Source organism: Colwellia sp. MB02u-10 (assembly GCF_014077185.1).
GTDB lineage: Bacteria > Pseudomonadota > Gammaproteobacteria > Enterobacterales > Alteromonadaceae > Cognaticolwellia.
In genome coordinates, this window is the sequence record NZ_JACGVK010000118.1 from 1 (window position 1) to 24,846 (window position 24,846).

Sequence of the window (24,846 nt, forward strand, 5' to 3'; positions counted from 1 at the left end):
TAAAAAGTGGACGATGCCGATAAGAAATTGGAAAACGGCCTTGAATCGTTTTATGATTGAATTTGAAGACCGTTTGAAAGATGTTATTTAAACCTGGCAGTTACACAAAATCTGTTACAGGGTCCAAAAGAGGTACTATTAGTAAAAATGAAAGAGATGAAGTGACAATTAATCAGTCTAAAAAATTTATATTTTGCAAAGTTGACACTGATGAAGAATTATTTCCAGAATTAAAACATGGAGATATAGTTACTTTAGAGGGAGAAGTCACTCGCGAAAACAAAACAACTAATAACATGGGATTCAAATATTTAAATCACATCCTCACTGCTTACCCTGAGAATGGAAACATTGTTCAATACAAGCCTCTTTTATTTTTAAACTGTAAGCTATATGGAATTGTCAGTCGAGCAGATGATAAAGGTAATATAACATTGATAAAGCCTAAACTAATTTTTAGCAACCTTGAGTCTTTAGATAAAGATAAAAGTAAATCATTATTCTAACAAAAAACCCGCTAAATAGCGGGTTTTTATTAAGAATTACAAACTGTAAGCGTTAGCCTACCAACCTGTTTTCTCTTTAAGTGCTGAGCCAATTTCAGCTAAAGAACGTACAGTTTTAACACCGGCCGCTTCTAGTGCTGCAAATTTCTCATCAGCTGTACCTTTACCACCGGCGATAATCGCGCCAGCGTGACCCATACGCTTACCTTCTGGTGCAGTAACACCAGCAATGTAAGATACTACAGGTTTAGTAACATGAGCTTTGATATATTCCGCAGCTTCTTCTTCAGCAGTTCCGCCAATTTCACCAATCATTACGATTGCTTCAGTTTGTGGATCGTTTTGGAACATTTCCAATACGTCGATGAAGTTAGTACCCGGGATAGGGTCGCCACCAATACCTACACAAGTAGATTGGCCAAAACCAGCATCAGTAGTTTGTTTAACGGCTTCGTACGTAAGCGTACCAGAACGTGAAACAATACCTACTTTACCAGGCTTGTGAATGTGACCAGGCATGATACCAATCTTAGTTTCACCAGGAGTAATAACACCTGGGCAGTTAGGACCGATCATACGAACGCCAGATTGATCAAGCTTAGCTTTAACGTCAACCATATCTAAAGTTGGAATACCTTCAGTGATAGTAACGATAAGCTCGATGCCTGCATCAATAGCTTCTAAAATTGCATCTTTACAAAACGGAGCTGGTACGTAGATAACTGTTGCTGTTGCGCCAGTTACTTCTACTGCTTCACGTACTGTATTGAATACTGGCAGGCCTAAATGCGTTTGACCGCCTTTACCTGGGCTTACGCCACCAACCATTTGTGTACCGTACTCAAGTGCTTGTTCTGAATGGAATGTACCTTGACCACCAGTGAAACCTTGACAGATTACTTTAGTATCTTTATTAATTAAGACAGACATTATTTGCCCTCCGCAGCTGCTACAACTTTAGTCGCTGCATCAGTTAATGACTCAGCAGCAATGATGTCTAAGCCAGAATTTTTAAGAACTTCACGACCTAATTCAGCATTAGTACCTTCTAAACGTACTACAACTGGTACTTTAACGCCTACTTCTTTAACCGCGCCAATAATACCTTCAGCAATCATGTCACAACGAACGATGCCACCAAAGATGTTAACTAAAACAGCTTTAACGTTGTCGTCAGAAAGAATGATTTTGAATGCTTCAGAAACACGTTCTTTAGTCGCCCCGCCGCCAACATCTAGGAAGTTAGCTGGCTTGCCGCCGTGTAAGTTAACGATATCCATAGTACCCATTGCTAGGCCTGCACCGTTAACCATACAACCTACATTGCCGTCTAAAGCTACGTAGTTTAATTCAAAGCGTGCTGCATGAGCTTCACGTTCATCTTCTTGAGATGGATCGTGGAACGCGCGCATTTTAGGTTGACGGTATAACGCATTACCATCGATACCAATTTTGCCATCTAAACAGTGAAGATTACCTTCGTCAGTAATAACTAACGGGTTAATTTCTAGTAAGGCGAAATCGCAATCTTCAAACATTTTAGCCAGACCTAAAAAGATCTTAACAAATTGCTTCATTTGCGTTGGGTTTAAACCTAACTTAAAGCCTAATTCACGTGCTTGGTACGGTTGAGCACCTACAAGTGGATCGATTTCAGCTTGATGAATTAACTCAGGAGTCTCTTCAGCAATCTTTTCAATGTCAACACCGCCTTCAGTAGAGGCCATGAATACTACTCTACGACTTGCGCGGTCAACAACAGCACCAAGGTATAATTCGTTAGCAATATCTGTACAGCTTTCTACTAAAATTTTAGCAACTGGCTGACCATTCGCGTCAGTTTGGTAAGTAACTAAGTTCTTACCTAACCAGTGTTGGGCGAAATCTTTAATTTCTTGTTTTGTTTTAACTAGCTTAACACCGCCAGCTTTACCACGGCCACCAGCGTGTACTTGAGTTTTAACAACCCACATTGTGCCGCCGATTTTATCAGCCGCTTCTGCCGCTTCCTGAGGAGTATCGCAAGCGAACCCTTCAGAAACTGGTAAACCATATTCAGCGAATAATTGTTTCGCTTGATATTCATGCAAATTCATGGTGTTTTATCCATTTATCTGTAGATGAAAATGGCAATAATTGTTAAATTACTACCATCGAAAAAAGTCGAAAGAGTATAGTACAAAAGCTCTAAAGAACATAGTCCTTAGAGCCTAATACTATAGTCTAGATCGAACAATAGATTTTATTATTACTACTTACTATATGTTCAGCAACAAGCGTGTTGGATCTTCCAACAGCTCTTTAATTGTTACTAAGAAACCTACCGATTCTTTACCATCAACTAAACGATGATCATAAGAAAGTGCTAAGTACATCATAGGTAAAATTTCAACTTTTCCGTCAACTGCCATTGGGCGGTCTTGGATTTTGTGCATACCTAAAATTGCTGCTTGTGGCAAGTTAAGTATAGGTGTTGAAATTAATGAACCAAAAACGCCGCCGTTAGTGATAGTAAAATTACCACCTTGCATTTCGTCCATGGTTAATTTTCCGTCACGACCTTTAATTGCTAAGGCGCGAATACCGTTTTCGATGCCCGCCATGCTAAGTTGATCTGCATCACGTAATACCGGTGTAACTAAACCACGAGGCGTAGATACGGCAATCGATATATCAAAAAAGTTATGATAAACAATATCATCACCATCAATTGAGGCATTAATTGCTGGGTAGCGCTTAAGTGCTTCAGTGACCGCTTTAACGTAGAACGACATAAAACCTAAACGGGTATCATGCGTTTTCTCGAATACGTCTTTATATTGTGTGCGAAGATCCATAATTGGCTTCATGTTAACTTCGTTAAACGTGGTTAACATGGCCGTAGAATTTTTCGCTTCTAGTAAACGTGTCGCGATTGTTTTACGCAAACGTGTCATAGGTACACGTTTTTGTGTGCGCTCACCTAATCCGGCAGAAGCTGGTGCAGTTGGCGCTGGCGCCGCTGCTTTAGCTGGTGCTGCTTTTGGTGCACTTTTAGCAGCAAGGGCGGCGGCTTCTACGTCTTCTTTAGAAATACGACCGCCTTTACCTGTGCCAGTAACATTACTAGCCGTTAGACCTTTCTCGGTCATTAAACGACGTACTGATGGGCTAGCTAGTTCGTCAGAACCAATAGCTTCTTCAGCTGAAGCAACTGGCGCTGAGCTTGCTGTTGCACCGGCGTTAAGCTCACCAAGTTTTTGACTGCCTAAGACGGTATCACCTTCAACATGAATTATTTTACCAATAACACCGTTTTCTTGGGCGACAACTTCTAAAACGACTTTATCAGTTTCAATATCGACTAAGTTTTGGTCAACAGTAACTGTATCGCCTTCAGCAACATGCCAGGCTGCTACAGTTGCATCAGCAACTGATTCTGGCAATACCGGCACAACGATATCAATCACTTTAGTTGCACTGCCTGATGCTTTAGGAGCACTTGCGGTGGCTGTAGCTTCTTCGCTCTTACTTTCAGATACTTTATCTTCAGATGCTTTACCTTCAGACAAAATAGCAATAACTTGCTCGCCTAAAACCGTAGCACCTTCAGCTTGAGATATTTCAGTAATAACGCCATCTGATGTTGCTGGTACTTCAAGTACCACCTTGTCAGTTTCGATATCGACTAATACTTGATCGCGAGTTACTTTATCGCCTACTTGTACATGCCAAGTCGCTATTGTTGCATCTGCAACTGATTCAGGTAAAACGGGAACCTTGATTTCGGTTGTCATTTATATAATTCCTTACACACTCTTAATTAATCTCTTTATAAAAAAGAGGGTCTATTCCACATTAAGCGCGTCATAAACTAGCGCCTGTTGTTCTTTTACATGTACTGACATATAACCTACAGCTGGTGCTGCAGAGGCATTACGACCTGCATATGTCAAATAGCCTTTCTCAGGGATAGCCGCTCTAAAGTGATGCTGTGAACAGTACCAAGCACCCTGATTTTGCGGTTCTTCCTGACACCAAACGAATTGCTTAACGTGCTGATATTTTGCAATTTCAACTTTTAGCTCATCTTCTGGGAACGGGTATAATTGCTCGACACGAATGATGGCAACATTAGTTTGCTCATTCTTACGGCGTTGATCCAGTAGTTCGTAGTAAACTTTACCACTACAGAACACTACACGTTCAACACTGTCAGCATCAAGCTCATCGACTTCACCTATCACATTATAAAAAACACCGGTAGAAAGCTCTTCTAATGAAGAAACGGCCATCGGGTGACGCAATAATGATTTAGGTGACATAACCACCAATGGACGGCGCATAGGGCGAACCACTTGGCGTCGTAGCATATTAAACACTTGTGCAGGTGTTGTAGGTACACAAACTTGCATATTGTGATCAGCACACAGTTGTAAAAAGCGTTCTAAACGTGCAGATGAGTGCTCTGGGCCTTGACCTTCATAGCCATGAGGTAACAACATAGTTAAGCCACATAAACGGCCCCACTTTTGTTCACCTGAACTAATAAATTGATCAAATACCACTTGTGCACAGTTAGCGAAATCACCAAATTGTGCTTCCCAAAGGGTTAAGCCACTTGGCTCTGCTGTAGTATAACCATATTCAAATGCTAGTACTGATACTTCTGATAATACTGAGTCATTGACATTAAATGGGCCTTGACCTTCTCTAATGTGTTGCAATGGTAGATGACAACTAGCATCGTCTTGATTATGTAAAACAGCATGACGATGGAAAAACGTACCACGACCTGAGTCTTGACCGGTCAAACGAACACGCTTGCCTAAATCAACAATTGAAGCATAAGCTAAATTTTCCGCCATGCCCCAATCCAGTAATTTTTCACCACTAGCCATTTTTACACGATCATCGTAAATTTTATTTACGCGATTGTGTACTGGAAAATCTTCTGGAATAGTCGAAATTTTACTCGCAAGCTCTTTTAACTTCTCAAGCGAAATTTCTTTATCATAGTCATCATCCCAGTTATGACCAATATAAGGTGACCAATCAACAGAGTGTTCTGTCATTGGACGCCACTGTTCTACAGCACATTGGCCTTCATCGAGCAATTTACGATAATAAGCGGTTAACTCGTCAGTTCTCGCTTTGTTAAGCGAGTTTTCAGCATTAAGTTTGTCAGCGTAAAGTTGACGGGGAGTAGCATGCTTTTTAATTTTTTTGTACATAACTGGCTGAGTAGCACTGGGCTCATCAGCTTCGTTATGACCATGACGGCGGTAACAAACTAGATCGATTACCACATCACGTTTAAATTCATTACGATAATCAAGGGCAATTTGCGTTGCTAAGATCACCGCTTCAGGGTCATCACCATTAACGTGAAGAATCGGTGCTGACACCATTTTTGCCACTTCAGTACAGTATTCACCGCTGCGGGTGTCTTCTGAACTTGATGTTGTAAAGCCTACTTGGTTATTCACCACGATACGAATAGTACCGCCAACTTTAAATGCCCGTGCTTGCGACATATTAAAGGTTTCTTGCACGACACCTTGGCCAGCAATTGCCGAGTCACCATGAATGGTGATGGGTAATACTAAATCACCCTCATTGCAATCACGACGGTCTAATCGTGCACGCACAGAACCGATAACCACAGGATTAACAATTTCAAGATGCGATGGATTAAAGGCAAGTGCTAAATGAACATTGCCACCTGGGGTAACAAAGTCAGACGAGTAACCTTGATGATATTTAACATCACCAGAAGATAATATTTCGTCATGCTTACCGGCAAACTCGTCAAATAGCTTAGATGGGTTCTTACCCATAACATTAACTAACACATTTAAACGACCACGGTGGGCCATACCCATGACGACTTCTTTAGCACCTTGTGTACCGGCACGTGTGATGAGTTGTTTCAACATGGGGACTAGCGCATCAGCACCTTCAAGAGAGAAGCGTTTTGCACCGGGGAATTTTGCCCCTAAGTACTTTTCAAGTCCATCAGCCGCAACTAATCCCTTAAATATTTCTTCTTTCTCTTCAACGCTAAGTACAGCTTGTGACTGCACTGATTCCAGACGTTGTTGTAACCAACGCTTCTCATCAGTGGAGTTGATGTGCATATATTCTGCACCAATAGAGCCACAATAAGTCGTTTTAAGCGCTTTATATAAGTCACCAAGTTTCATTGAATCATGGCCAGTCGCCAAAGAGCCAATTTTAAACTCACGATCAAAATCATTTTCTGATAGTTCATGGTGAGATAATTGTAGGTCACGTACTTTGTCACGTTTCCATAACCCTAAAGGGTCAAGGTTAGCATTTTGATGTCCGCGAAAACGAAAAGCATTAATCAGCTGTAAAACTTTTACTTGCTTAGCGTCACTGCCACCTGAAACAACCACGGTTTTATGTGTCTGCTGGGCCAGCTCTTTAAATTCATCGCGGATTTCAGAATGCCGATATTCAACGTCAGCACCTTCAATTTTAGGAAGTTGTTGGAAAATACCTCGCCACTCTGCAGTAACAGATTGTGAGTTATTAAGATAAGATTCGTATAATTCTTCAATATAAGCAGCGTTTGCACCACTTAAATGGGAAGACTCTATCCAAGCCTTCATAGCACCTTCGGGCATTGCCTGTTCCTTTATGGGATAAAAGCAATTAAAACAAATGGTTAAAATAAAATATCCGAATACATTCGCTAGAAAGCACTCGGATGATTAAATTAAACCGCTCTGGTTAGCAACATTGACTTAATATGGCCAATGGCTTTGGTTGGGTTTAATCCTTTCGGACAAACATCAACACAGTTCATGATGCCGTGACAGCGAAATACACTGTAAGCATCTTGTAAGTCATCTAAACGTTCTTCTGTTGCAGTATCACGGCTATCGATAAGAAAACGATAAGCATGTAATAAACCCGCTGGACCGATAAATTTATCAGGATTCCACCAGAAAGAAGGACAAGATGATGAGCAACACGCGCATAAAATACATTCATAAAGCCCGTCTAATTTTTCACGTTCTTCAATAGATTGCAAGTGTTCACGTGCAGGTGGCGCTTTACCATCGTTAATAAGGTAAGGTCTGATTTTTTCATATTGATTATAGAACTGAGTCATATCAATAACTAAATCACGTATCACCGGTAAACCTGGCAATGGGCGTAAAACAATCTTCTTTGCTGGAACAGCAGATAAAGGTGTAATACAAGCCAAACCATTTTTACCATTAATATTCATACCATCAGAGCCACAAACACCTTCACGACATGAACGACGAAATGATAATGATGGATCTTTTTCTTTTAATAACGTGATAGCGTCAAGTACCATCATGTCTGAGCCTTCTGGAATTTCCAGCTCATAGTCTTTCATGTAAGGCTTGTTATCAACATCAGGGTTGTAACGGTATATCGAAAAAATTTGTTTCATCGCTAGTTCTCCTTAGTAAGTTCTTGCTTTCGGAGGGAAAGCTTCACGGTGGACCGGTGCCATATTTACTTGACGCTTAGACATAGATTCTGTCTCTGGCGTATAAATACTATGGCATAACCAATTTTCATCATCACGAACAGAAAAATCTGCACGCGCATGGGCACCGCGTGATTCAGTACGGAAATTCGAAGCTTTTGCCGTACAAAAAGCAGTTTCCATCAAGTTGTCTAATTCTAAACACTCGATACGTGCAGTGTTAAATTCTGAAGACTTGTCATCAAGGCTAGCATGTTGAATACGTTCACGAATTTCTGTTAATTCTTTCATGCCTTCAGCCATGGCATCGCCATCACGAAACACTGAGAAGTTATATTGCATGCACTTTTGTAGATCTTTACGGATCTGGAATGGACTTTCACCTTTAGTAGATGACTCCCAACGATTTGTACGCGCTAATGAAGCCTCTAAATCAGACTCAGATGCATCTGTACCTGCTTGGGTATCATTTAGGTAAGTTCCTAAAAAGTTACCTGCAGAACGACCAAATACCACTAAATCAAGTAAAGAGTTACCACCTAAACGGTTTGCACCATGAACTGATACACAAGCAATTTCACCAACAGCAAATAAGCCTTCTACAATCGTCTCTTTACCCGTTTCTGGGTTAAAGTTAATTGCTTGACCATTGACATTACAAGGTATACCACCCATTTGGTAATGACATGTTGGTATAACTGGAATAGGTTCTACCGCTGGGTCAACATGAGCAAATGTTTTAGACAAATCACAAACACCTGGCAAACGCTTTTCTAGCGTTTCACGACCTAAATGATCAAGTTTAAGCTTAAGATGTGGACCCATAGGACCGTCAAAACCACGACCTTCACGGATTTCTGTCATCATAGATCGAGCTACAACATCGCGTCCGGCTAAATCTTTAGCATTTGGCGCGTAACGCTCCATGAAACGTTCACCGTCTTTGTTAAGCAGGTAACCACCTTCGCCACGACAACCTTCAGTTACTAGCGTACCTGCACCAGCAATACCTGTTGGATGGAACTGCCACATTTCCATGTCTTGCATTTGTATGCCAGCACGAACCGCCATGCCAACGCCGTCGCCCGTGTTGATATGGGCATTAGTTGTTGATGCATAAATACGACCAGCACCACCCGTAGCAAGTACTGTTGCACGGGCTTTAAAGTAAACTATTTCACCTGTTTCAATGCAAATAGCCGTACTACCAACAATGGCACCGTCACTATTTTTAACTAAATCTAAAGCGTACCATTCTGAGTAGACGTTAGTTTTGTTTTTAACATTTTGTTGATACAAGCAATGTAACAATGCATGACCGGTACGGTCAGCTGCTGCTGCTGTACGTGCGGCCTGCTCGCCACCAAAGTTTTTAGATTGACCACCGAATGGACGTTGGTAAATTTTACCTTCTTCGGTACGAGAAAAAGGTAAACCCATTTTCTCTAGTTCGATAATGGATTCTGGACCCGTTTTACACATATATTCAATAGCGTCTTGGTCACCGATATAATCAGAACCTTTAACGGTATCGTACATATGTTGTTCCCAATGATCTTCATGAGCATTGCCCAAGGCTACGGTAATACCGCCTTGCGCTGATACCGTATGAGAACGAGTAGGAAATACTTTTGAAATCAAAGCACAAGATTTGCCTGATTCTGATATTGCTAAGGCAGCGCGCATACCTGCACCACCTGCGCCAATAACAATGGCGTCGAATTCACGAATTGGAACGTTCACTTACACACCCCACACAGTTAATGAGCCTGCTACAAGATATACTAGCAACAGAACAGAAAAGAAAAATTGCAAACCACCACGTAAAAGCGCTGGTTTAATGTAATCGGAAAGTACTTGCCAGACACCAATCCACGCATGAACTAATAACGCAATAAGTGCTAAAATTGTAAATATTTTAGTGACTAAACCACTAAAAAATGTCTGCCATATTTCAAAAGTTACATCTGGGGTTATAACGAAAAAACCGACAAGATATAAAGTATAAAATGCTAAAATTATTGCACTTGCACGAACAAGTACATAGTCATGTACGCCACTACGGCCTACTGTTGCTGCATTGTTTACCATAATTTAACTCCTACCACTACAGTAAGCACTAACCAAAGTGCGATAACAAATTTTGCTGTAGCATTACCCGAAGCTAACTCTTCAAAATAACCTAAATCCATAATTAAATGACGAATACCGCCAAGTAGATGATAGATAAGGGCAGAAAGCGTACCGAGGATAATTATTTTGAAGAAGACACCACTAAGTAGTGTCTCTATTTGGCTGAAACCTTCAGCAGAAGATAGGGATAAAGAAAGCGTCCACAATAAAATACCAATAGCAAACACCATGATTACACCTGATACTCGGTGTAATATAGAAGCATTAGCTGCTGCATGCATTTTAATTGTTGACAAATCTAAGTTTACAGGACGTTGTTTTTTCACGATTGTCGCCTAAGGAGCTCTTGGAGCATTCAACTTATTTGTTTTTACGCTACCTAACTAATTTACTCAGTTAGATAACCCCCTTTCGATGCAAATTATATTTCTACACTTAATAATTGAATGCAAAAAAAAGAATTTAGATCGGCCCGATTATATAGATGAAATCCATTAATTACAATTCTCTTGCCGACAAATTGGAGCCTATTTTTAAGGCGTACGACTAATGGCTACCCTTAGTTTACAAATATCTATTTGCACATCTGACTTTAGTCTAAGTGTTCAACAAACGAATTGACTTATAGGGGGTGATCTGAAGTAGAATGGTGTCAGTTTTATATTAACAAAAATTGTATAAGCACTTAATTTTCACGTTTTAACAATTTTCAATTTATAATGGGGACGAAACATATGGCTGATTCAAAAGCCTCTCTTAGTATCGACGGTAATGTAATTGCGGAATTGCCAATTCATAAAGGTAGTGCCGGTAACGATGTTATAGACATCCGTACACTAGGTGCTGCAGGCTACTTTACCTATGACCCAGGTTTTATGGCAACAGCGTCTTGTGAGTCTGCGATCACTTTCATTGACGGTGATAAAGGTATCTTACAACACCGCGGTTATGCGATAGATAATCTTGCTAAGCAAGCAGATTACTTAGAAGTTTGTTATATTTTATTGCACGGCGAAGCGCCAAATAGAACGCAATACGATGAATTTAAAAGCATTATTAATAATCACACTATGGTACATGAAAAATTAGTACACTTTTTTCATGGTTTTCTCCCTGATGCGCATCCTATGGCGATGCTATGTGGTGTGGTTGGCGCGTTATCTTCGTTTTATCATAGTGACTTAGATATCCACGCACCTGATCAACGTATGCGTAGCGCACATCGCTTAATTGCCAAAATGCCAACTATTGCGGCAATGGCATACAAATATAGTATTGGACAACCATTCGTTTATCCACGTAACGATTTAAATTATGCAGAAAACTTTTTGCATATGATGTTCTCTGTTCCAGCAGAACCCTATGTTGTTAGCCCAACAGTTGCACGTGCGATGGACCGAATTTTTACGCTACACGCTGACCATGAACAAAATGCATCAACGTCTACTGTACGCTTAGCTGGTTCTTCTGGTGCTAATCCATATGCCTGTATTGCTGCAGGTGTTGCATCATTGTGGGGCCCTGCACACGGCGGCGCAAATGAAGCATGTTTAACTATGCTTACAGAAATTGGTTCTTTAGACCGTGTTGACGAATATGTTGCTAAAGCAAAAGATAAATCTGACCCTTTCCGTTTGATGGGCTTTGGTCATCGTGTTTATAAAAACTTCGATCCTCGTGCCACGGTAATGCGTGACACTTGTCACGAAGTGTTAAAAGAATTAGGTATTCAAGATCCGTTGCTTGACGTAGCAATGGCATTAGAAAAAGTAGCGCTTGAAGACCCTTATTTCATTGAGAAAAAATTATACCCAAATGTTGATTTTTACTCAGGCATCATTCTAAAAGCTATTGGTATTCCAACGAATATGTTCACGGTAATCTTTGCCATGTCACGTAACGTTGGTTGGATTGCTCATTGGGATGAAATGCTAGGTCAACCTGGACAAAAAATTGGTCGTCCTCGTCAAAAATATACTGGCGAAATCAACCGTAAATTTATCCCTCTAAGTGAGAGATAATAAAGCTAAATCTCATTAGCTCACCTTCATCTTAGATAAAAAAGGCAACCTCTTGGTTGCCTTTTTCAATTTATAATTTTGTTCAGTCCTGAAATAATATCAATTTCATTAATTAGGTGCTCTACTTTATACGCAGGGAAAATGGCCAAATATAGGCATTTATTTAATAACTAGTTGTTCTAATTATTAAATAAATAACGCAGTATTAGGTTATTTTAACCAGTAAAAATGATCAGATAATTAGTGAGATTGGTATAAGTTATTGTTCAACTAATAACCTAATATATTGGGTAAACAAAGTTCTGTACATTGCTGTTTCAAACACTATATTGTTACAGCGATTTTTTATAATTTAAACGGTATCGTATTTGTGCTTGACCATATTTTAATCGTCGATGAAAGTCGCTTAGTACGAGAAGCTCTCGCTAAAATATTACTCTCCTGTGGTATTAACAAAAATGCCATTGCTTGTATTGAAAATACTGAAGACGCAATAGAATATGCGCAATTTTCAGCCATAAGCTTGTTGATTTGTTCAGATAATTTAACCAGTAAAAATAGCTTAAATTTTCGTGACAAATTAGCAAAAGCATCAAATATAAAACAACTGCCTTTAATGGTGCTGTCGCATCAAATTGACGAAAAAAATTCAGCTGTAAAGTTAAACAAAGCCCATAATGTAAAGTGCGCATTAACTGATAGCATCTCTCTATTTCCCCCCTTTAGAAAACAATATGTGATCGAAGCATTATTTGCATTAACACAAAACGCTATATTTACCGCTCAAACTCATCAAGCAGATGATAGTGATGCATTATCAAAGCCTGCTAGTAACACAGCACCTGTGTTACTAGAACAAAAGCCAACTATCCTTGTCGTTGACGATGAAAGCAGTAACATTGATGTAGCAGCCGGTAACCTGCGTGATCTTTACCGCGTAATGGCGGCAAAATCAGGTGAACATGCACTGAAAATAGTGGCCAACAATAAGTATAATATCAGGCTGATTTTACTTGATATTATGATGCCAAAAATGGATGGCTATCAGGTCTGTAAAAGCCTTAAAGACAATGAAGCTAGCGCCAGTATCCCAGTAATATTCCTTAGCGCTAAAGCACTCGTTGAAGATATAAAATATGGTTTTGATTTAGGTGCTGTAGATTATATTACTAAACCATTAAATGGTGATTTGCTGCGTGCTCGTGTTGCTACACACATCCGCTTACAGCAGCAAAAGCTAGATCTGTCTGCGCAAGTAGCTACCCTTAAAGAAAATGCCAAGTTACGTGAAGATATTGAGAAAATAACTCATCACGATTTAAAAGCGCCTCTGAACAATATTTTATTTGAAACATATCGATTAGCTGATAAAAAAGCAGCAAAATCAATTAATCGCGCAGTCAATAATGTTGTTAACATGGTTAATAACTCACTCAATGTCTACAAAATTGAGCAAGGTATTTATACACTAATGCCGCAGGTAACCAACTTAAACCTGTTAATTGAAGATGCCATCAATGCGATATCTAGTATTAGCCATGATAAAAAAATTCACTTTGCATTAAATGGCTTTGATAGTGAATATGCCATTATGGCTGAGCCTTTACTTTGTTTGTCAATTTTCAATAATTTGATCAAAAATGCAGTAGAGGCCTCACCTGTAAATCACACAATAACGATAGAACTAACGCATGATAATAATGATATATGCTTTAAACTCACTAACCACGGAATTATTGTTAAGCACTTACGCTCATCATTATTTGAGAAGTACAGTAGCTCAAACCATAGTACAGGCACAGGATTGGGCACCTATTCGGCTAAACTAATGACTGAGGTACAGCATGGGGAAATATCGTTTAATATTATCAATGAGCAGCAAACACAGTTTATAGTCAAACTGCCTGCGGCTTAACAGTGTTGTTATAGATATTATTTAGCTATAGCACGAACAGCGCCGAACAAATGGCTAAAAATTAAGGCTATATTCATAATTACAGTGGCCAAAAAAAACACTTAATTAATAGCCTTATTTGTAATACCATCTAACTAAACGTCTTTGTAAATGACTAATGATCACCTGATAGATCCCTTATTTAAACCGCTTTAAATATCCGATGCACAAGCTAATAATGTGGCTAAACCATTAAGCAATAACCCTTAAAAAAATCAGCACATGGCTAATACAGCTTGAATATTTGTTATTCATAGCCATAAACATGTCAAAAAAACCTCATCTTATGGCGATTAAAAAGTAATAGAGTGATATTTCGATAAATATCAGCGTTAATTAAAACAATTATTTTATAAAAATGACTCTTAATTTGCTAAAAAATGACATATTTACCTACATTTACACTTATATTTATCACAATTTTTTATACTATGACTAAAGTAAGCTTAATTTGTGATTGAAAAAACAACACCCTTGGCTATTTATCATCAAGATAGGTCTAATTTTCTATCAATACCGTAAATATTCATTATAAGGCTAATAAATACTAAATAGAGTGATATGGTGAAAATTGAAGCTAATAAAACAAAAACGATATCTTTACTGAGCGCTATATTAACTGCATTCGTAGCTTTACTGAAAGGTACTGCTATAATGCGCAGCGAATTTTCAAGCGAGTGAATAAATAATGTCAGATTATCAATTAAGGTTCGGTGGTATTGCCAGGTTATATGGTAATAGTCAAAGTGCAGCGCTACAGCAAGCAAATTTTTGTGTGATCGGTATCGGCGGTGTTGGCTCATGGGTAGCAGAAGCCTTAGCCCGTAATGGCATTGGGCAGATAACATTAATTGACCTAGATGATTTATGCGTAACCAATATTAATCGCCAAATTCATGCCTTAACCGATACCGTAGGCTTAAGTAAAGTTGACGTTATGCGCGATAGAATAAAGCAAATTAATCCTGAGTGCTTGGTTAGCACTGTAGAAGACTTCGTAACGCTGGAAAATGTCAGTGATATACTGTCAAATTCGTTTGATTACGTTATCGATGCTATCGACTCTGTTAATGTTAAAACGGCGATTATTGCTCATTGTAAACGAAATAAATTACCGATTATTACCATTGGCGGTGCTGGTGGCCAAATTGATCCTAGTAAAATTGCCATTGCCGATTTAAGCCAAACATTTCAAGATCCGCTGTTAGCGAAAGTACGAAACCAGCTGCGCCGAGAGTACAATTTTTCACGTAATGTGAAACGAAAGTTTTCAATTGATGCGATATTTTCCACTGAACAACTACGTTACCCAGACTCCGAAGGTAATGTTTGCCATGCTAAGCAGTCAGGCGATGGATCGATGCGTTTAGATTGTAGTGGTGGCTTTGGCGCAGCAACCCACGTTACTGCTTGTTTTGCTTTTTTTGCGGTTGCCAAGGCTATGGATAAATATTTGAAAAAAGCGCTTAGTTAGCCTTTATATATTCTACATAAAGGCTAACAGGTCACTATTATTCCTCTATTGAGTGCTGTATTTTCTGCACAATAGCCCTAAGGCCATTCCCCCTTGAAGGGCTTAAGTGTTGTAATAAGCCTAACTTAGCGAAATAACTGTCCATATCAAAAGCACTTATTTGCGCTGCCGTTTTGTTATCAACCGCGGCCAATATAATGGCAAATAGGCCCCTAATAACTTTGGCGTCACTATCACCTTTAAAGCGAAATAAATCATCTGCCTCTTGATAACACAACAACCATGCCTGACTTTCACAGCCAGAAATTAATGACAGTTCGGTTTTATCTTCATCAGGTAAGCGTAATTGCTTTTTACCCAACATCATAATTTCACGATGTTTACTGTCCCAACTTTTTGCTTTAGCGAACATAGCTAATATGTCGTCAACGGATAAATTACTGTTGGTAAGCGCATCAACACTAATAATGTCATCAGGTTTTGAAGCAGTTAAATCATCACTAACATTCGAGATTGAATCACTCAGCCTTCGTAATTGCTGCACCGTAAAGTCTATCTCTTGAAAGCTATTATATGCAGACAAAGATAAGCGGATGCAGCCATCAATATTGAGATATTGCATTAAAGGCATAGCACAATGATGCCCCGAGCGAACCGCAATCCCTACGCTGTCTAGCGCAGTAGCAACATCATGATTATGTTGCCCTGCAATAGTAAATGAAAACACTGGAATATCCGGCGCTTCGTCAACAATAAAGTTTAACCCCTGCACACTTGATAACTGCTCAAAGCAATATTGTGTTAATTGTCTTTCGTAGGCAAATATCCCGCTATGCCCTTGTTTTTCAATAAAACTAATCGCCGCACCTAAGGCTACAACACCCGCAATATTAGGGGTACCGGCCTCAAACTTATACGGTAAGTCATTAAATGTTGTTTGCTCAAAGCTAACCGCTTTGATCATTTCACCACCGGCTTGATATGGTGGCATTTTCTCTAATAATTCCTGTTTACCATACAGCACACCAACACCGGTTGGGCCATACATTTTATGAGCAGAAAAAACATAAAAGTCGCAGCCTAATACACTGACATCGACACTTAAATGAGCAATTGCCTGAGCGCCATCAACTAAGGTTAATGCTTGGTACTTATTCGCTACACGAATGATCTCTTCAATGGGATTAATTCGGCCAACAACATTAGAGATATGACCAAAACAAACAATTTTGGTGCGTTCGCCAATAATTCCCTCTAATTGGGCAACATCTATTTCACCGGTTTTCGTTAGTGGCAATACTTTAATTTTAGCACCCGTTTGCTTTGCAACAATTTGCCAAGGCACAATATTAGCGTGATGCTCGCTATAGCTTAAAACAATTTCATCATTGGGCTGTAATATTGTTCGTCCCCAACTCTGCGCAACTAAATTAATGCTTTCAGTACAACCTTTGGTCCAAATAATTTCTTTACTGGTTTTAGCATTAATAAATTTCTGTGCTTTTTCTCTAACGCTTTCATAAGCCACAGTTGCTCTGGCGCTTAAGGCATGAGAAGAGCGATGCACATTGGCATTATTCGATTGATAATAATTTTTATGGCTGTCAATAACACAGCTTGGTTTCTGAGTTGTGGCCGCATTGTCAAAATAAATTAACGGTTTGCCATTAACTTTGCCGGCAAGAATAGGGAATTGTTGACGAAAGGAAGTAGAAGAAAATTTTTCCATAAAAATGTAATAGTAATTTCATTAAGTTGCCACAATTATATCTTAACTTGTTAGTTAAAATCTTTATAAGCGTGAGAAAATCTTTAGATAGATAAAATATTAAATATCGTTCAGCAAAAAGAAATAATTTACGCTATACCTTAGGTGAGTAATTGGAGGAATAAATACTATGGCATTATTTTCATGGTTTCTTAGAAGGACGAAAGTTAGCCCCACCAAAAATAGCAAAACGTTAATAGAGGAAGAACTGTCAGTATTTAACAATAACACCATGTGGCCGATAGCTAAAGTAAGAATAAACACGGTATTACAGCAGGAATACGCAAATTCGGCAGCACATTTAAAAAAAGCAACTAAGTTCAATGCACCAAAGGAACCTAAGATTAATGTACTTAAAGAACACATTAGCTGACACCAAGTTAACTAATGAAACAAAAAACATAACCATATAGCCAATAAGTGTAATGTTTAAGTTGGCTATATTTTATAGTTGCTAAGTGCTAAGTTGCTAAGTGTTAATTAATCAAATTGCTTAACCTTTACTATACCTCCCACCTTGGCACAATTCCCTTAATGAGCTAAATCTCGCTTCAGATTAAAATGATAATTTGGCATTAAAAAAAGCTCGGGTGCTAACTCAATAATATTTAAATATATTTCCGGAAAATACAATTCAAAATACTCCAGCTTTGTACGTGAAGCTAAGGGTTTAAATGCTTGTGTCTTGCGTTGTTTATTACAAGAAGCTGTGGTGAATAGTCCTATTTCATTTTGATATGTTACTGGTGTGGCTAACGTCCAGCCTTGCTGATACTTCGACAATATTGGTGTTGAGTGTTTAATTAAATTTCGCCATGGCACCTGAGACAGTATGCTTGCTCGCAACTTCTCACGCTGCCCTTGATAAAAACCAGGTAAAACAACCAAATTATGAGCAAACGGGCTTTGCTGAACTTGCTGACACTTTTGATGTTGTTTGGGTAGCGGATATTCATCAACAAAACCAATGAAATGACTAAGCTCATGAATTAAAACATCAAGGCTGTCCTCCTGGTCTATATACATAATACCATGATCAACATTAGCACCACCTTGCTCAACAATAACACCAAGATAACGAGTATTAATGTCATTGCGTGTGATCCACACACTGGTATTACAGCTTATATTTTCGCTAACGCCATGCAGGCAATTAATGGCTTCGGCAGGAATATATTTAGGTGTTCGTAAACAAATATATTTTGCCAACTTGTGATGCTCAAAGGCTGACATTAACTGTTGGCCATGTCGTAAACCTTTTAAGTTTGTTGCAAACAGTTGCACATCTGCCAAACAAGCTGAATTTTTTTTTATATTTTGTTTTATATTTTTTTTTATATTATGTTCTATATTTTGTTCTATATTATACTCGAGTTTTTCTTCACTCTTCGTTTGGTCTTGGCTTTCACTAAACACAGAAAACTGTTCAAGTTCATTGTACAAGCCAATATTAGCGCCTTGCGCTAACCTGTTTTTATGCGCTGCAATAAAGGCTAGATCACCTTGATATAAGGCTATTTTATATAACATGGCTAGCGCATTTTTGTTCCCTGCAATAGGCAATAATAATGGTTTAATGTCAGCATATTGTTGATGCTTAAAATAAATATTTGCCAAGGCTATTCGCGCCGCAACATGCTGCTGACGTATAGCTACGCGATACCATAGTTCAGCTGATGTTATTTGCTTATCGCGACGATAATATTCAGCTAATTGATAAGCCGTATGAGCGTTGGAATCGCCATGGAGTTTTGCTAAGTGTAGCCATGCCTTATTATTACCTTTTGCTAACAACTGAACTAATCGTTCATCGGTATTAATAAATAAGTCTAAGGTTTCTAGTATCGATAGTTGTTGACGAGTGATCTCGGCGTTAGCAATTTTTTCGCGATAATCAGTGATGAAAAAAAATAAGCTTAGCGATGTAAAGACAACTAAGCTTATTAGAATTTTTTTAATTATCATTAAATTTTGTCTGTAAATGCAGATTAAGGTTCACTACTTTCTAGTACTGTTTCACGCATTAAGTCTAATTCAAGTTTGGCATACCTGTGCTCAACAAATTCATATACGTTGGTACTGAGCGCCAGTTTAAAAAAGTTAATCGCCGCATTAACATCACCTTGCAGTTGACTGTACTTACCTAAATAAAAATAGGCTTCACATAAGCGCTCTGTCAGTGCTTCATTGGAAGTAACATCTTCTGCCATCCGGTCAATAAAAGTACCTTGGCTCATTTCACCTAAGTAAAGTTTAATAACATTTTTTGCCCAAACACTTTCATCTATCTGTTGTGCATACACCACTAAGTCTTGATTGGCTTTTTGCTGATCTAATTCTACGTCCGCCAAATATTGCCACAACAGGCGATAAGGATCGTTCTGCTGGTATTGTCTAAATACCTTAAAGTCATCTGCAGCTAAATTTGGCCGGCCACCATAATACAGCGCAATGCCACGATTTAAATAAGCGTATTCATGATCGGGAGCCAATTCTATCGCGGAATCAAAGGCATCGTATGCCTGATTAAATTCTCGTAACTGAGTAAAATGAATACCTAAGAAATTGTAGGCGTCTGACATATCAGGTTTTAGATTAAGCGCTTGGTTAAAGTCAAAGCGAGCTAAAGCACGTAAACCCACTTTGTCGTATTCAACCCCGCGCTGATAAAACAATTCTGCTCGTTGGCCATCGCTGATTTCAGCGCGTTGTAACACTTGTGTTAATCGTGCCAGCGCTATTTCATTTTTATAACTAATGGCAATGGGTTCAGCAATGATCAAGTCGCCAATAACAGATTGCTCAGGGGTTGTTGATAAGCAACCTTGAGTGAGCAATAAACCTGAAATAAGTAACACTTTGGAAAGTAAAGCTTGAGAAAGTTGTGTTTTAGAAAGTAAGCGCACGAAAAGCAGTATCCTAGTGAGTATTTATACTGTTGAGTATATAAAAAAGGGAGCAATTAAGCTCCCTTTTTGTGTACAAGATGTCAGGTAGGTTTTACAAACGTACCTGATACACTTGATTTATAACAAAATAATTATTCTGCTGCGTCAGTTGTAGGCGCTACAACAGGTTTTTCCATTGCTTCTTTCATGCTTAAACGTACGCGACCTTGACGGTCAACTTCTAGTACTTTAACTGTTACGTCTTGGCCTTCTGTCAATACGTCGCTAACAGCGTTAACACGTTCTTCAGAGATTTGAGAAATATGTACTAAACCATCTTTACCTGGCAATACGTTAACAAACGCACCAAAATCAACGATACGTACGACTTTACCTGTATAAACAGTGCCCACTTCAATTTCAGCAGTTAATGCAGTAATACGTGCAATAGCATCTTTAGCTTGCTCGCCATCAGTCGCCGCAATTCTAACGGTACCATCGTCTTCAATTTCAATGGTCGTACCCGTTTCTTCAGTTAACTGACGAATAGTTGCGCCACCTTTACCGATAATGTCACGAATTTTATCTTGAGGAACTTTCATGGTATGAATGCGTGGAGCAAATTGAGAGATATCATCACGATGTCCGCCAATAGCTTCATCCATAACAGCTAAGATGTGATTACGCGCTGCTTTTGCTTGGTTTAAAGCAAGTTGCATAATTTCTTGCGTGATACCTTCAATTTTAATGTCCATTTGAAGTGCCGTAATACCACCCGTAGTACCCGCTACTTTAAAGTCCATATCGCCTAAGTGATCTTCATCACCTAAAATGTCAGAAAGTACAACAAAGTCATCGCCTTCTTTAACTAGGCCCATAGCAATACCAGCAACTGAAGCTTTGATTGGTACACCAGCATCCATAAGTGCTAATGACGTACCACAAACAGAAGCCATTGAAGATGAACCGTTTGACTCAGTAATTTCAGACACTACGCGAACTGAATACGGGAATTCTTCAGCAGAAGGCATAACAGCCAACATACCGCGTTTTGCAAGACGACCATGGCCGATTTCACGACGCTTAGGAGAACCAACAAAACCTGTTTCACCAACACAGTATGGAGGGAAGTTATAATGTAGCATGAAGCTATCAGTTTTCTCACCCATAATAGTGTCAAGACGTTGTGCATCACGTTGTGTACCTAAAGTAGCAACAACTAAGGCTTGAGTTTCACCACGAGTAAACACAGCAGAGCCATGAGTACGTGGTAATACACCCGTCATTACGTCTAGTGCGCGGATCATTTCAGGATCACGACCATCGATACGAGGCATGCCTTTTGTAATACGACCACGAACGACTGTTTTCTCTAAGTCGTGAAATAAATCTTTGGCTTCTTGCACGTCAAGCGCAGGATCAGCCGCTAATAATGTTTCGATAACACCATTGCGAATTTCTTTAATTTTTTCGTAACGAACTGCTTTTTCAGTAATTTGATAAGCTTCGTTTACTTGGCTTTCAGAAAGCTCTGTAATTTTAGCGATAACATCAGCGTTCTTAACCGGTGCAACCCAATCCCATTTAGGATTGTTAACTTCTGCAGCCATTTCTTTAATCGCCGTAATAGCTGTTTGCATTTGCTCATGACCAAACATAACAGCGCCAAGCATAACTTCTTCAGAAAGTACGTCAGCTTCTGATTCAACCATTAATACAGCAGAGTCAGTACCAGAAACAACTAAGTTTAACTGAGAAGCTTCTAATTCAGATTGTAATGGGTTAAGAATGTATTTTCCGTCAGTATAACCAACGCGCGCTGCACCAACAGGACCGCTAAAAGGCATGCCTGAAATGGCTAATGCAGCAGAGGTACCCAATAAAGCGATAATATCTGGAGAAATTTCTGGGTTAGCAGAAACTACAGTGATAACGACTTGAACTTCGTTAGTAAACCCTTCAGGAAATAGTGGACGAATTGGACGATCGATTAAACGACAGATTAATGTTTCTTCTTCTGAAGGACGGCCTTCACGTTTAAAGAAACCACCTGGGATTTTACCAGCAGCGTAAGTACGCTCTTGATAGTTAACCGTTAATGGGAAAAAGTCTTGTCCTGGTTTTGCTTCTTTTTTACCAACAACAGAGACTAATACTGAAGTATCGTCCATGCTAGCCATAACGGCACAAGTGGCTTGACGAGCAATAACGCCCGTTTCTAGAGTTACGGTATGTTGACCGAACTCAAATGTTTTAGTAACTGGATTAAACATTTAGTTAGTTCCTTAGATATTTTTGATTTTAATCAATCTGTACAATTATTTATTCACTTAGTTAATCATTAAGGCGTTACCGATAAGTTACGCACTAAGCTGAACAAAAAATTATACAGTTTGATTGATTAGTTTTTTACAAATACGAAATTTGCACGCACATTATACTTAACACCTATGTTTTTACTAGCCTGAAAGCATAAATGATGGGTTTAAAAGAGAAAAACCTGAAGATTTTTGCCTATATTCGCTATTTTGACAATTTAAAAGTAAGTGCCATGGATTTAGACTCATAAGGATATCCATTGGCATCAACTAGAATCAATTTTTGATACTCTATCTGGGTGTAATACAGCTGTCGCCCAAGCAATATAATCGCCTAACAAGTTACCTACTAGACTTTTATTGATTTGCAATTTATCTATACAGCAATAACTATTTCAGCGTAATGTTCAATTTTATAGCTGTAAAACAGCGTAGGACACAGTTTCATATCTCTCAAACTTAGGTGGGTAAACTCAAAGGATAAAAAAAGGAGCCATTAGGCTCCTTTTTATGATTTTTGCTTATTTTATAATAAAGCTCGTCTTAACGACGTATACCTAATTTACCGATTAAAACAGTATAACGTTCAACGTTTTTACCTTTTAAGTAATCAAGTAATTTACGACGTTGGCTTACCATGCGTAATAAACCACGACGTGAATGGTGATCATGGATGTGCTCTTTAAAGTGACCTTGTAAGTGGTTGATTTGTATAGCTAACAAAGCAACTTGTACTTCTGGAGAACCAGTATCACCTTCACATTGTCCGTATTCTGCAACGATAGCAGCTTTTTCAGCAGCATTTAAAGACATAATATTTACCTTAATTTTAGTGTTTAAAATCGCGTCGAGCCGAACACTAAATCAGCAAGACGTTCTAAGAGCGCGTAGTCTATCAATAACTGCTGTAATTGCAACCTAAACCTAGAGTATAAAGTTATCCGACAACAGTGATACGTTTAGGATTAACTAAACCATCATCATCGATTTCTCCAACGCCAATAAATTCACCCGTATCAACATCATCGCCAATGAATACTTGTACTAGACCATTTGCTGGCGCATTTGAGCACTGTACAGGATTACCATGACGTAAAAAATTTGCTGACATATCATCAACAAAAACCGCAGGAATACCATCACAAGCGGTTGTCATCGGTAGTAATAAGTCATCTAAATACACCGATGGCGGAACATCTTCAGCGACTGCTTGTGCTAACAGGGTTTCTAATGTTTTGATTGTCACCATTTTTTCTGTCGGGTAATTACCCACAGCACTGCGACGTAATTGAGCAACATGAGCACCACAGCCTAAAAGTTCGCCTAAATCGTCAATGATGGTGCGAATGTAAGTACCTTTAGATACATGAATATCTAAATCAACTTCATCACCTTCAAAACGTAATAAGTCCAAGCGAAATACCGTAATGTCACGTGACTCTCTAGGTACTTCAATACCTTCACGGGCATATTTATATAAAGGTTGCCCTTGATACTTTAACGCTGAGTACATTGATGGGATCTGTTGAGTTGTACCGCGAAATGAGTCTAATGCTATGGCTAATTGCTCAGCACTGACATCAACAGACTTTTCACTAACAATCTCACCATCCGCATCACTAGTGCTAGTACGCACACCTAATTTAGCGGTAACTTGGTAAGTTTTATCTGTATCAAGTAAGAACTGAGAGAACTTAGTTCCTTCACCCAAACATATCGGTAACATACCCGTGGCCAATGGGTCTAAAGCGCCGGTATGACCTGCTTTTTGCGCGAAATAAATGTGTTTAATTCGCTGTAGCGCATTGTTAGATGACATATCATAAGGTTTATCAAGTAATAAAACGCCGTTAATAGCACGGCCTTTTCTTTTCTTCGCCATGGTTATTCGCTCTCTGGGGCCGGGGCTTCGTCTATTTCACCTTCGTGATTCTTCACGTCTTCAGCAACCGCGTTATCAACTAGGTTACCCATGCGAACACCTTCAACCATAGAGCTATCATAAATAAATCGTAGCTCTGGCATAATACGGGCATTAATACGTTTAGCTAACAAAGTGCGAATGTAACTTGCCGCTTCATTTAATACCTCGATTGACACATCAACATTTTGACCTTCCAAAGTGAAAAAGGTAACAAATATTTTTGCATAGGCCAAATCACGGGTAATTTCTACCGCATTTACCGTCACCATGCCTAGACGTGGATCTTTTACTTCGCGCTGAATAATCATCGCGATTTCTTTCTGAATTTCTTGTGCAACTCGATCAGTACGAGCAAATTCTCTGGCCATAAATAATTCCTATAACAT

20 protein-coding genes are annotated in these 24,846 nt (G+C 39.0%); 5 read left to right on the forward strand and 15 right to left on the reverse strand.

Translation table 11 applies throughout. The annotated features are described in order from the left end of the window. Positions 1–80: 80 nt before the first annotated feature. Positions 81–506, forward strand: coding sequence for a hypothetical protein (locus tag H4J59_RS09845; RefSeq protein ID WP_182238956.1), 426 nt, complete (start codon positions 81–83; stop codon positions 504–506). Positions 507–563: 57 nt separating this feature from the next. Here H4J59_RS09845 and sucD read toward each other — a convergent pair whose 3' ends face one another. From sucD to sdhC, 8 genes are all read right to left on the reverse strand, one after another. Next, positions 564–1,436 (reverse strand): succinate--CoA ligase subunit alpha, encoded by an 873-nt coding sequence (gene sucD / locus H4J59_RS09850; RefSeq protein ID WP_182238958.1) that lies wholly within the window; start codon positions 1,434–1,436, stop codon positions 564–566. Next, entirely contained in the window at positions 1,436–2,602 is a 1,167-nt protein-coding gene (sucC, locus tag H4J59_RS09855) for an ADP-forming succinate--CoA ligase subunit beta (RefSeq protein WP_182238960.1), read from the reverse strand. Before sucC ends, sucD begins: the two co-directional genes overlap by 1 nt. Before the next feature lie 162 nt (positions 2,603–2,764). After that, positions 2,765–4,282, reverse strand: coding sequence for a 2-oxoglutarate dehydrogenase complex dihydrolipoyllysine-residue succinyltransferase (gene odhB, locus H4J59_RS09860; protein WP_182238962.1), 1,518 nt, complete (start codon positions 4,280–4,282; stop codon positions 2,765–2,767). A 51-nt stretch (positions 4,283–4,333) separates the two neighbouring features. Further along, positions 4,334–7,138 (reverse strand): 2-oxoglutarate dehydrogenase E1 component, encoded by a 2,805-nt coding sequence (locus tag H4J59_RS09865; protein WP_182238964.1) that lies wholly within the window; start codon positions 7,136–7,138, stop codon positions 4,334–4,336. 92 nt (positions 7,139–7,230) lie between these two features. After that, on the reverse strand, positions 7,231–7,941 hold the full coding sequence (locus H4J59_RS09870) for a succinate dehydrogenase iron-sulfur subunit (protein WP_182137706.1): 711 nt from the start codon (positions 7,939–7,941) through the stop codon (positions 7,231–7,233). 12 nt (positions 7,942–7,953) lie between these two features. Next, positions 7,954–9,723: a succinate dehydrogenase flavoprotein subunit gene (sdhA, locus tag H4J59_RS09875; protein WP_182238966.1), complete on the reverse strand. Its 1,770-nt coding sequence runs from the start codon at positions 9,721–9,723 to the stop codon at positions 7,954–7,956. Further along, positions 9,724–10,071 carry a succinate dehydrogenase, hydrophobic membrane anchor protein gene (gene sdhD / locus H4J59_RS09880; protein WP_182238968.1) on the reverse strand — a complete coding sequence of 116 codons (348 nt, stop codon included), beginning with the start codon at positions 10,069–10,071 and terminating at the stop codon, positions 9,724–9,726. Beyond that, positions 10,065–10,439, reverse strand: a complete 375-nt coding sequence (gene sdhC / locus H4J59_RS09885; protein ID WP_182188874.1) for a succinate dehydrogenase, cytochrome b556 subunit — start codon at positions 10,437–10,439, stop codon at positions 10,065–10,067. Before sdhC ends, sdhD begins: the two co-directional genes overlap by 7 nt. A 408-nt stretch (positions 10,440–10,847) precedes the next feature. Here sdhC and H4J59_RS09890 point away from each other — a divergent pair, with 408 nt between their 5' ends. From H4J59_RS09890 to tcdA, 3 genes are all read left to right on the forward strand, one after another. Then, on the forward strand, positions 10,848–12,134 hold the full coding sequence (locus tag H4J59_RS09890; RefSeq protein ID WP_182238970.1) for a citrate synthase: 1,287 nt from the start codon (positions 10,848–10,850) through the stop codon (positions 12,132–12,134). A 370-nt stretch (positions 12,135–12,504) separates the two neighbouring features. Beyond that, a complete protein-coding gene (locus H4J59_RS09895) occupies positions 12,505–14,049 on the forward strand; it encodes a hybrid sensor histidine kinase/response regulator (protein WP_182238972.1) in 1,545 nt (514 codons plus the stop codon). Between the two features lie 727 nt (positions 14,050–14,776). Beyond that, positions 14,777–15,562 (forward strand): tRNA cyclic N6-threonylcarbamoyladenosine(37) synthase TcdA, encoded by a 786-nt coding sequence (gene tcdA, locus H4J59_RS09900; protein WP_182238974.1) that lies wholly within the window; start codon positions 14,777–14,779, stop codon positions 15,560–15,562. A 37-nt stretch (positions 15,563–15,599) separates the two neighbouring features. Here the strand turns inward: tcdA and H4J59_RS09905 are convergent, their stop codons facing one another. After that, positions 15,600–17,291, reverse strand: coding sequence for a SufS family cysteine desulfurase (locus tag H4J59_RS09905; RefSeq protein WP_182238976.1), 1,692 nt, complete (start codon positions 17,289–17,291; stop codon positions 15,600–15,602). Positions 17,292–17,460: 169 nt separating this feature from the next. On the opposite strand from H4J59_RS09905, the gene H4J59_RS09910 reads away from it, so the two are divergent. Next, on the forward strand, positions 17,461–17,703 hold the full coding sequence (locus tag H4J59_RS09910; RefSeq protein WP_182238978.1) for a hypothetical protein: 243 nt from the start codon (positions 17,461–17,463) through the stop codon (positions 17,701–17,703). 158 nt (positions 17,704–17,861) lie between these two features. On the opposite strand, the gene H4J59_RS09915 is transcribed toward H4J59_RS09910, so the two are convergent. The 6 genes from H4J59_RS09915 to rbfA all read right to left on the reverse strand — a co-directional run bounded on the left by H4J59_RS09915 (position 17,862) and on the right by rbfA (position 24,828). Beyond that, positions 17,862–19,295: a lipopolysaccharide assembly protein LapB gene (locus H4J59_RS09915; RefSeq protein WP_182238980.1), complete on the reverse strand. Its 1,434-nt coding sequence runs from the start codon at positions 19,293–19,295 to the stop codon at positions 17,862–17,864. Positions 19,296–19,318: 23 nt separating this feature from the next. Beyond that, a complete protein-coding gene (nlpI, locus tag H4J59_RS09920; protein WP_182238982.1) occupies positions 19,319–20,236 on the reverse strand; it encodes a lipoprotein NlpI in 918 nt (305 codons plus the stop codon). Positions 20,237–20,370: 134 nt separating this feature from the next. Beyond that, positions 20,371–22,491, reverse strand: coding sequence for a polyribonucleotide nucleotidyltransferase (pnp, locus tag H4J59_RS09925; RefSeq protein WP_182238984.1), 2,121 nt, complete (start codon positions 22,489–22,491; stop codon positions 20,371–20,373). 588 nt (positions 22,492–23,079) lie between these two features. Next, a complete protein-coding gene (rpsO, locus tag H4J59_RS09930; protein ID WP_182238986.1) occupies positions 23,080–23,349 on the reverse strand; it encodes a 30S ribosomal protein S15 in 270 nt (89 codons plus the stop codon). Between the two features lie 124 nt (positions 23,350–23,473). Further along, positions 23,474–24,418: a tRNA pseudouridine(55) synthase TruB gene (gene truB / locus H4J59_RS09935; RefSeq protein WP_182238988.1), complete on the reverse strand. Its 945-nt coding sequence runs from the start codon at positions 24,416–24,418 to the stop codon at positions 23,474–23,476. Positions 24,419–24,420: 2 nt separating this feature from the next. Continuing rightward, the gene (gene rbfA / locus H4J59_RS09940) at positions 24,421–24,828 is read right to left on the reverse strand and encodes a 30S ribosome-binding factor RbfA (RefSeq protein WP_182238990.1); all 408 of its coding nucleotides are present in this window, start codon (positions 24,826–24,828) and stop codon (positions 24,421–24,423) included. Positions 24,829–24,846: the final 18 nt, after the last annotated feature.